Consider the following 9,087-nt stretch of genomic DNA (forward strand, 5'->3'; position numbering starts at 1 on the left):
CGCGCCGTCGCCGAGGTCCGCGACCGCCTCCGCCGCCTGGTCGAGCGGGCCCAGGCCGGCGGCGGCATGCGTGCGGACCTGCCCTGGACGGACGTGCCGTTCCTCCTCGCCGGCGTCGCGACCGGCCCGCGCACGATCGGCCTGCGCGCCGAGGACGGGCAGTGGAACCGCAACCTGAGGATCGTCCTGGACGGGCTGAGCACTCCCCGGCCCGCCGGCACGAACGCGCCCACGGAGACGTGAGGCGTTCGCTTCGTCGTGGGCCGGGCTAGGATTTCCGGTCATGGCGTACTTCACCGCTCAGCTCGGACCGCCCCGGCTCTGACCGGGGCCGCCCCTTCCCCACGTCCGGCACACCGCCCGGCGTGGTCGTGAACGTGTTCAGGCGCGTCCCCGGATCCGGTGTTCATCATCCGGTTCGAGCCTGGAGTCTCTCTCGTGACCAGTACGTCCCTCAGTTCGACCACGCCCGTACGCCGGTTCGGCGGCGCGGGCGACATCGTCCTCGCCGCGTCCCTCTGGGGCACCACCGGCACCGTTCGCAGCTTCACGCACGCCGGACCGGTCGTCGTGGGCGCCGCCCGGCTGATCATCGGCGGGGCCTTTCTCTTCGTCCTCGCCCTCCGCTCCGGCGGCCTGCGGCCGCTGATCGCCGCCGGTCGCCGCACCTGGTTGATCCTCTTCCTCGGAGCCGTGCTCGCCTCGGTCTACCAGGTGGCGTTCTTCAGCTCCGTCGCCCGTACGGGCGTCGCCACCGGCACGGTCGTCACGATCGGCAGCGGGCCGGTGTTCGCCGGGCTGCTCACCCTGGCCCTGCGGATGGGCCGGCCGAGCCGCCGCTGGCTGATGTCCACCGTCGGCGCGGTGGCCGGATGCACGGCGCTGACCGTCGGCGGCCGGTCCGCCGGGGTCGAGCCGGTCGGGATCGCCCTCGCCCTGCTGTCGGGGTTCGGGTACGCCGCGTACGCCACCGTGGCGTCGGCGCTGATCACGCGCGGGGAGGAGGACCGGGCGGTGACCGGCGTCCTGTTCGGCGGCGCCGGGATCCTGCTGCTGCCCGTGCTCCTGTTCGACGGTGCCGGCTGGCTCTTCACCGCGCGCGGCGGCCCGGCCGCGCTCTACCTCGGCCTGGTCACCACGGGCGTCGGCTACGTCCTGTACGGCCGCGGGCTGCGCACGACGCCGGTCGCCACGGCGACGACGCTCACCCTGGCCGAGCCCGCCGTCGCGGCCGTGCTCGGGCTGGCCGTCCTGGGTGAGCATCTCGGGCCGGTCGCCGTCGGCGGTCTGGCCCTGCTCGTGCTCAGCCTGCTCGTCCTCACGCTCCCGGCACGCCGTTAGCCGGAGCCGGGACGGTCATGCCGTGGCCGAGGGTCTCGCCCAGCACCCTCGCGCGGTGCGCCCCGTACCGATGCCCGTCAAGGGACGGGCATCGGTACGGGTCAGGCGGTCGGCTCGCCGTACGACGGGCGGTGCTCCTGGAGTGAGGTGGCCAGTTGCTCGGCCATCTCACCGGCGTCGAGGCGCTTCTCGATCTGGCGAAGGTCGTCGATCTTTGCGCGGGTCTCGGCGCGACGCGGGGTCAGGACCGTGCAGCAGTCCTCGTCCGGCAGCTCGGAGATCGCGAGCGTGTGGATGCGGCGGGCCTCATCCATGATCTCGACCTTGTCCATGCCGATGAGCGGGCGCAGGATCGGCAGCTCCACCGCGTCGTCGAGCGCGGTGATGTTCTGGAGCGTCTGGCTGCTCACCTGGCCGAGGGAGTCGCCGGTCACGAGCGCCGCCCCGCCGAGGTTGTGCGCGACGATCTCACCGGTCTTCAGCATCAGCCGCCGCTGCGCCACGATCTGCAGCCGGTCGGCGCCGGAGGTCTTGATCTGCTGCTGCGCCTTGCCGAACGGCACGACGAACAGTCGCGAGCCGCCCTGGAACCGGTCCAGCTCGCGGACCAGGGCGTACGCCTTGTAGATCGACTCGGGGCCGGTGAAGGGCATGCCGGAGAAGTGGAGGAAGTCGACGCGCAGGCCGCGGCGCATCATGCGGTACGCGGCCACGGGCGAGTCGATGCCGCCCGACATGAGGACGAGCGCCCGGCCGCTCATGCCGACCGGCAGGCCGCCCGCGCCCGGCATGCCGTCGGTGAAGACGAACACCTCGCGCTGGTCGACCTCGACGAACACCGCGATGTCGGGGTGCTTCAGGTCGACCGGCAGGTCGTACTGCTCCTGGACCTTCGAGCCGAGCAGGATGTTCAGCTCCGAGGAGGTCATCGGGAAGCGCTTGTCACGGCGCCGGGACCGGATCGCGAACGCGCCCTTGCGCGCGAGCGCCGGGTGCTGGCCGACGAGGTCGAGCGCCGCGCGCACGGTGGCGTCGGGGTCCTTGTCCACCCGCCACGCGCGGTGCACCCACACGATGCCCATCACGTCGGTCAAGCGCCGCGCGACCGCGTCGACGTCGGCGAGCTCGCCGCTCTCGGTGCGGACGACGATGACGCCCTCGCGCTGCCAGATCTGGATCTTGATGCCGAGACTCTTGACCGCGGTGCGGATGTTGTTCTGGAGCCGCCGCTCGAACAGGTCGCGGTTTCTGCCCTTGAGGACGAGCTCGCCCAGCTTCAGCAGCACGCACGGCTCACCGTTCACAGAGGTGCGCCGGCTCGTGCTCTCGGCCGCCGCATCGAGCGTCGGCATGGATGACCTCCTGCAAGGGGAACCGGGAAGGGGTTGAAGGCCTAGTGTCGCGCAAGAAGTGCAACACCGCGACTCGGGCGGGGTGTTCCCCGCGTCGTCACCGTTTCACGCAGGTGTACGCGCCGTAGATCCGGCCGCGGAAGCCGGCCCGTACGATCTCGAATCCGGCGGCCTCCAGTATCGGCTCCAGCAGCCAGCGGAAGGTGCTGTACTCGGCCCGGAGGTGCTCGGCGAAGTCCTCGCGGGTGTATCCCCGCGCGGGATCGGCCGCCGCGCCGTCGAGCCAGCGCGTGATGACCTCGTCGGCCTCCTCCGGGCGGAAGTCGAAGATCAGGTCGCGCAGCCGCAGGACGCCGCCGGGCCGCAGGGTCCGCGCGACGCGCTCCAGGGCGAGCGCCTTCCAAAAGTCCGGAAGCTGGTGCAGCGCGTTACGGCTGCACACCGCGTCGGCCGGCGCTCCGGTGTGCTCATAGGACAGGAAGCCCGCGCGCACGCACTCGATGTTGGGGAGCCCGGCCGTCCGGTCGCGCAGGACCTCCTGCATCGCGGGCGAGACGTCGACCGCGACCACGCGGCGGAACCGCGGCGCGGCGGCGACCGCCAGCCGTCCGGTGCCGGCGCCGAGGTCGACCAGAGTGCCGTCGAGCCCGGCGAGCTCGGCGAGGTCCTCCTCGACGTCCGTCAGAACACCTGCCTCGTATCCGGCCTTCCTGTCGTATCCGGCCACGAAGGCGGGGTCGAGATGCTCCGAACCCGCGTACGCCAACTCGTCGGGGAAACACGATGCGTCCATGCCGAGATCGTCACACCGGACGCCGCCGGGCCGCACGCGGTTTTCTCTCGGCACCCGATCGACACGCGGCGCCAGTTGACCAGATTTCGAAATTAGTCATATAGTCACGACACCTTCGAAGCCGAGGAGAATGTCATGACCGAGCAGACCGTGCTGATATCGGGCGCCGGCATCGCCGGGCCCACGCTGGCGTACTTTCTGGGCCGGCGCGGGTTCCGGCCGACCGTCGTCGAGCACGCACACGGGACACGGTCCAGCGGCAGCCCGGTGGACGTGCGCGGCCCGGCCGTGCGGGTGGCCGAACAGATGGGCGTCATGCCGCGCCTGCGCGCCGCCGCCACCGGGGTGACGGGCATGCGCTTCGTCGACGCCGCGGCCCGGCGCCTCGGCGGGGTCGGGATGTGGGCGGTGCAGGGCGGGGCCGGCACGGTCGAACTGCCGCGCGGCACCCTCGCGTCGGTGCTGTACGAGGCGGCGAGGGACCACGCGGAGTTCGTGTTCGGCGACGCGATCGCCTCGCTCGAGCAGGACGCGGGCGGCGTCGACGTCACCTTCGAACACGGCGCTCCCCGGCGGTTCGACCTCGTGGTCGGGGCCGACGGGCTGCACTCGGGCGTGCGGCGGCTGGCGTTCGGGCCGGAGTCCGCCTTCGTGCGCCACCTGGGCCTCTACGTCGCGACGACGCCGTTCGACGGGCCGATCGAGCACCCGCACGAGGTCGTCCTGCACAACGCGCCCGGACGGCTCGCCGCCATCCACCCCTCCCCCGCCGGGCCGCTGGCGTTCTTCGCCTACCGCGCTCCCGCCGTGCCGGACCTGGACCACCGTGACACCGAACGGCACAAGAGGATGCTGACCGAGGCGTTCGCGGACGGCGGCTGGCGCGTGCCGGAACTGCTCGACCGGGCACGGGCCGCCGAGGACCTGTACTTCGACTCCGTGAGCCAGGTGGTCCTGAGCCCCTGGTCGGCCGGGAGGATCACGCTCCTGGGCGACGCCGCGGCGTCGGTCTCGTTGTTCGGCGACGGCTCCAGCCTGGCCATGGCCGGGGCGCTCACCCTCGCGGACGCGCTCGCCGCGGCGGCGGGGGCGGCGCTGGACAACGTGCGCCGCCACGCCGGTACGGACGCCTCGGCCTGGGTGCTCGTCGAGGACGAGGGCGACGTGGTGACGGTGAGCGTCCGCGACGACGGCCCCGGGTTCGCGGCGGACCGGCTCGCGCGGGCGGTGGAAGAGGGACGCCTCGGCGTGGCACAGTCGATCGTGGGCCGGATGCGCGACGTCGGCGGTACGGCCCACGTCACGTCGTCGCCGGGTCAGGGGACCGAGGTGGAGCTTCGTGCCACGCGATGAACGCGAGCCGGACGGGGACGGGCCCGTCCGCGTGCTCGTGGTCGACGACCACCCGATGTGGCGCGACGGCGTCGCGCGGGACCTCACCGAGGCGGGTTTCGCCGTGGTGGGCACGGCGGGCGACGGAGCGCAGGCGCTGCGGGTGGCCGCCGCGACACGCCCGCAGGTCGTCCTGCTCGACCTGAACCTTCCCGGCCTTTCCGGCGCGGAGCTCATCGCGCGGCTGCGGGGGCCGTCGCTCCGGGTGCTCGTCCTGTCGGCGAGCGGCGAGCGTCGGGACGTCCTGGACGCCGTGACCGCGGGCGCGACCGGCTACCTGGTGAAGTCCGCGCGGCTGGAAGAGCTCGTCGCGGCGGTGCGCGCGACGGCCGCCGGAGAGGCGGTCTTCACACCCGGGCTGGCGGGCCTGGTGCTCGGGGAGTACCGCAGGCTCGCGGCCGGTCCGGCGCCGGACGTGCCCCGGCTGACGGCGCGGGAGACCGAGGTGCTGCGGCTGGTCGCCAAGGGCCTGACGTACCCGGAGATCGCCGAACGGCTCGTCCTGTCGCCCCGTACGGTGCAGAACCACGTGCGCAACACCCTGACGAAGCTGCAACTGCGCAACAAGGCCCAGCTCGTCCGCTACGCCCTGGAAGAGGGCATCGAGTAGGGAGAAACACTCAGGCGCGGTCGGGTCATCGTGCTCAGGCGCCCGGCGGCGCGGCGGCGGATGCTCCTGTCCATGGGCCCTCCCGGAACTCTTCCGCCATCGCGCCGGCGGTCGTGGCCCCGCACCGTCCTGCTCGGCCTCGCCGCCCTGGCCGCCGCCATGATCACCGCTGCGCTCATCTACGGCCTCGTCATCCTCGCGGTGATCACCGCCCTCGTATTGATCATGAACGGCTTCGGGAGCAACGAATGATCCGCCGCGTGCGCCTGCTCGTGCTCGTCGCCCGCCCGGCGGTCATCATGCTGCTCGGGCTGTTCGCCGCGACCGGACCGGCCCTGTCCGGGCACGGCGAGGACCGCCTGCTCCCGGCCCGCGTGCCGGCCGTCGTCGCCGGCTTCTTCTCGGTCGCCGGCAACGACCTCGCCGAGCGGGGCGCGGTGGCCTGTTACTCCTCGGCCACCTGTCGATGGTCCACTCCGGCGTGCCCGCCGCGCCGTACGACGTGGTCGTCGGCGTCCTGTCCGTGGTCGTCCTCGTCCAGGCGACGGTGTTCGCGGGCCGGTCCACGCGGCTCACCGGCGCCGGCCGGGTGGAGCCGCGTCTCGTCAGCGGTCCGGCGTCACGCCGGAACCGCTGAGCGGCGGCCCTCCGGCCGGGGCGTGCTCGTCGTCCGGCAGCGGGATCCACCGGTGCGCCCAGGAGATCAGCGCCTCCAGTGCGGGTTCCAGGTCACGGCCCTTGTCCGTCAGGTGGTACTCGACCTGGACCGGCGAGGACGGGATCACGCGCCGCTCGATCAGGCCGTCGGCCTCCAGGCTGCGCAGGCGCTCGGCCAGCATCGTGTCGCTGAGGCCCGGCACCGCCGCCTTGATCTGGCCGTACCGGTGCTGCCCGGTGAACAGGACGCGGATGATCGCCCCGCTCCAGCGGGCGCCGATCAGCTCGATCGCGGCGTGGTAACGCCGGCAGACCCGGTGAACCTCGGCCATGGCCCCTCTCTCACCTCGCCTCGGCGGTCTCACGCAGCGGGCGCAGCGCCTCGGCCACCCGGGCCAGTTCCTCGAACATCGCCTTGGCCGACGCGATCATGATGTCGTTCGGCACGAGGTTCTCCTCCTCGTCGAAGAACTGCGTGACGAAGGGGATGGCGACGGCCTCGAAGATCGGGGTCATTCGCAGCGTCGCCACCACCTGCTTGGTCATCTGGACGGCGCGGACGCCCGCCGAGACGCCACCGTAGCTGACCATGCCGACCGGCTTGTAGTGCCACTCGTGGTTCAGGTAGTCGAGGGCGTTCTTCAGCGGCGCGTTGATGCCGCTGTTGTACTCGGGCATGACGAAGGCGAACGCGTCCGCCTCGGCGACCTTCGCGCTCCAGTCGAGCGTGTGCTGGTGCGTGTACCGGCGGAGCCGCGGGTGGTTGGGCTCGTCCATGAACGGGAGGTTCACCTCGGCGAGGTCGACCAGTTCGACCTCGGAGAAGCCGCCGTGCGCCACCGCCTCCTTCTCGATCCACTGCCCGATGGGCAGGCCGACCCGCCCGGGACGGGTGCTCGCGACGATGATCTCCAGCTTGGCCACGATGAAGGCTCCTCACATGTTTCCTGAGTTACTCAGATAACCTTAGTGGATGCCGTTCGCCGCCGTCTCACGAGGTGAGCAACGACACGAGACCCTCGACCGCGCGGACGTACGCGTCATTGTCCAGCCCGGCGTCCCAGGCGGTCTGCAGAGCCAGCCCCTGGTAGATCGCGATGAACACCCGGGCGAGGCCGTCGGGCGGCAGCCCGGCGGGCAGTTCGCCGCGGTCCTGCGCGGCGCGCACCAGGCGGGCGACGACCTCGCGCGGCGCGTCCACCCCCGCGCGGGCCACCGCTTCGACCTCCGGCGCGCGCAGGGCCTCGGCCCAGATCTGCACACCCAGCCGTACCCGCTCGCGCTCCGCGGGGGCGGCCAGGGAGCGCAGCAATCCGAGATAGCCGGGCACGAGGTCCTCCGTCGTTCCGGCGTCACCGGTACGCAGCAGCCCGGCCTGGCTCTCGTGCCACCGGGCGGCGATCGCGGTGATCATGGCCTCCTTGTCCGCGAAGTAGCGGTAGACCAGACCGGGACTCAGCCCGGACTCCGCGGCGATGTCCTGGATCGTCGTCCGGTGGAAACCGGCCCGGGCGAAGCACCGCGCGGCGGCGCCGAGGATCTCCTCCCGGCGCGCCCGCAGGTGCTCTTCACCGACCTTCGGCACTAGGACCTGTCTCGAAGCGGTCGGGTCGCGGGTTTTCCACAGCCGTGCATGCGGCCTTCCTTTGGCGTGTGGGGGGCTTGACAATGGAAGTGGGGTCGGCGCCCCCTGGGAGGGCGGGGAGTGTCTGGGACGGCGGGAAGCACCCCGGACGGCGGGAAGCACCCCGGACGGCGGGAAGCACCCCGGAGGGGGGCCTCGAAACACGCACTAGGTGTACTGCCCGGGGAGGTTGGTCAAGCGGGTGACGGGTGGTTTGCCGTCGGTTGCGGTGTGGGGTCGGTGGTGATTGTAGAAGTGGAGCCAGGCCGGGAGGCCGCACCGCCGCAGCGCAGCGTGCACCGTCCAGCCCGGCACGCCCGAACATCCCGCGATCTGTACCGGGCCCAGCCGCTGCCTCAACCGCACATACACGCGCACCACCGACTGTGGCACCCGGGCCGAGCTGTGATGCGGCCGCGACGACCGATCGGACATCCCGGCGGCGCCATACCCACGGTAACGCCCGGCCCAGCGCCTGGCGGTCGGCCACGACACCTCATACCGCTCAGCCGCCCGGGCAATGGACCATCCATCATCGACGATCAAACGCGCCAGCCGAAGACACCCACCAGCCTTAGCGCGGGACACGAAGGCCTCCCGGTCGATGGAGCGCTTCCCAGACAGCTCCACTCCACAACCGCAGGCCTTCACCAATCGCCCACCTTCACACCGTGTCGCCGCACAACCCCAACCAACCAGCCTGGGCGGTACACCTAGGCCACCTCCGCCTCGGCGACGTGGTAGAACGGCGCCGCCGGTTCGGCTCGGCCGAGCGGCGTGAGGTAGTCCGCCGCCGCCTCCCGGGCCGAACGGTCGAGGACCAGGTTCAGTCCCCGTCCGGACAGGTGGGCGGGCAGTTCGTCCGGCAGGAGGCCGAAGGTGAACGGCTCGCCGGCGGCGTCGACCGAGGTGGCCCATTCGGCGATGCCGGTGAACGTGTCCGACCCGTCGAGCGCCCGGCGGTCCATGTACGTGAAGATGACGCGGCTCCCGGGCGCCGTCACCTCGGCGAGCGCGGTGAACGTGGCGTCGACCGAGCGCTCGTCGAGGTAGTTCGTCACGCCCTCCCACACCACGGCCGTGCGCTCGCGACGCACGCCGGCGGCCCGCAGGAGTGACGCGAGGTCCGCCTCCTTCAGGTCGGCCGGCACGAAGCGGACGTGCGCGCGCTCGCCGGCCGGCACTGCCCGCTCGACCAGGCGGCGTTTGCGCTCCTGGGTCGCGGGATGGTCGACCTCGAAGACGGTCGCCCGGCGCGCGGCCGGCAGCCAGTAGGCGCGGCTGTCATAGCCCGCGCCGAGCAGCACCACCTGCCGGG

Annotated in this window: 12 protein-coding genes and 2 pseudogenes; 6 read left to right on the plus strand and 8 right to left on the minus strand. The window is 72.2% G+C overall.

Going from position 1 to position 9,087, the window contains the following annotated elements:
• Both ACFFNX_RS33315 and ACFFNX_RS33320 read left to right on the plus strand, forming a co-directional pair.
• Nucleotides 1-243 (plus strand): SbtR family transcriptional regulator (locus ACFFNX_RS33315; protein ID WP_378209841.1); only part of this gene is annotated, 243 nt, incomplete at its 5' end.
• Between the two features lie 195 nt (nt 244-438).
• Nucleotides 439-1,341 carry an EamA family transporter gene (locus tag ACFFNX_RS33320; protein WP_378209842.1) on the plus strand — a complete coding sequence of 301 codons (903 nt, stop codon included), beginning with the start codon at nt 439-441 and terminating at the stop codon, nt 1,339-1,341.
• A gap of 101 nt (nt 1,342-1,442) precedes the next feature.
• Here ACFFNX_RS33320 and thiI read toward each other — a convergent pair whose 3' ends face one another.
• Both thiI and ACFFNX_RS33330 read right to left on the minus strand, forming a co-directional pair.
• Nucleotides 1,443-2,693, minus strand: a complete 1,251-nt coding sequence (gene thiI / locus ACFFNX_RS33325; protein WP_378209843.1) for a tRNA uracil 4-sulfurtransferase ThiI — start codon at nt 2,691-2,693, stop codon at nt 1,443-1,445.
• A gap of 97 nt (nt 2,694-2,790) precedes the next feature.
• Nucleotides 2,791-3,486, minus strand: coding sequence for a class I SAM-dependent methyltransferase (locus ACFFNX_RS33330; RefSeq protein WP_378209844.1), 696 nt, complete (start codon nt 3,484-3,486; stop codon nt 2,791-2,793).
• A gap of 135 nt (nt 3,487-3,621) precedes the next feature.
• Between ACFFNX_RS33330 and ACFFNX_RS33335 the strand changes: the two genes are divergently transcribed.
• From ACFFNX_RS33335 to ACFFNX_RS33350, 4 genes are all read left to right on the plus strand, one after another.
• Entirely contained in the window at nt 3,622-4,839 is a 1,218-nt protein-coding gene (locus tag ACFFNX_RS33335; RefSeq protein ID WP_378209845.1) for an FAD-dependent monooxygenase, read from the plus strand.
• Nucleotides 4,826-5,488 carry a response regulator gene (locus ACFFNX_RS33340; protein WP_378209846.1) on the plus strand — a complete coding sequence of 221 codons (663 nt, stop codon included), beginning with the start codon at nt 4,826-4,828 and terminating at the stop codon, nt 5,486-5,488. The genes ACFFNX_RS33335 and ACFFNX_RS33340 overlap by 14 nt, the downstream gene beginning before the upstream one ends.
• A gap of 72 nt (nt 5,489-5,560) precedes the next feature.
• Nucleotides 5,561-5,740 carry a hypothetical protein gene (locus tag ACFFNX_RS33345; protein WP_378209847.1) on the plus strand — a complete coding sequence of 60 codons (180 nt, stop codon included), beginning with the start codon at nt 5,561-5,563 and terminating at the stop codon, nt 5,738-5,740.
• Nucleotides 5,741-5,954: 214 nt separating this feature from the next.
• The gene (locus ACFFNX_RS33350; RefSeq protein ID WP_378209848.1) at nt 5,955-6,125 is read left to right on the plus strand and encodes a hypothetical protein; all 171 of its coding nucleotides are present in this window, start codon (nt 5,955-5,957) and stop codon (nt 6,123-6,125) included.
• On the opposite strand, the gene ACFFNX_RS33355 is transcribed toward ACFFNX_RS33350, so the two are convergent.
• The 6 genes and pseudogenes from ACFFNX_RS33355 to ACFFNX_RS33375 all read right to left on the minus strand — a co-directional run.
• Nucleotides 6,094-6,477, minus strand: a complete 384-nt coding sequence (locus ACFFNX_RS33355; protein WP_378209849.1) for a winged helix-turn-helix transcriptional regulator — start codon at nt 6,475-6,477, stop codon at nt 6,094-6,096. The genes ACFFNX_RS33350 and ACFFNX_RS33355 overlap by 32 nt on opposite strands.
• Before the next feature lie 10 nt (nt 6,478-6,487).
• Complete coding sequence (locus ACFFNX_RS33360) at nt 6,488-7,069, minus strand: NADPH-dependent FMN reductase (protein ID WP_378209850.1); 582 nt, start codon at nt 7,067-7,069, stop codon at nt 6,488-6,490.
• 67 nt (nt 7,070-7,136) lie between these two features.
• On the minus strand, nt 7,137-7,730 hold the full coding sequence (locus tag ACFFNX_RS33365) for a TetR/AcrR family transcriptional regulator (protein ID WP_378209851.1): 594 nt from the start codon (nt 7,728-7,730) through the stop codon (nt 7,137-7,139).
• 207 nt (nt 7,731-7,937) lie between these two features.
• A pseudogene (locus ACFFNX_RS52435) lies at nt 7,938-8,054 on the minus strand (IS481 family transposase); the annotation flags it as partial.
• Nucleotides 8,046-8,357 (minus strand): annotated as a pseudogene (locus tag ACFFNX_RS33370) (helix-turn-helix domain-containing protein); the annotation flags it as partial. The pseudogenes ACFFNX_RS52435 and ACFFNX_RS33370, both read right to left, overlap by 9 nt.
• Nucleotides 8,358-8,482: 125 nt before the next feature.
• A partial coding sequence (locus tag ACFFNX_RS33375; RefSeq protein ID WP_378209852.1) for a class I SAM-dependent methyltransferase occupies nt 8,483-9,087 on the minus strand: 605 nt, incomplete at its 5' end.

This window comes from Actinoallomurus acaciae, from assembly GCF_042429965.1.
GTDB classification, from domain to species: domain Bacteria; phylum Actinomycetota; class Actinomycetes; order Streptosporangiales; family Streptosporangiaceae; genus Actinoallomurus; species Actinoallomurus acaciae.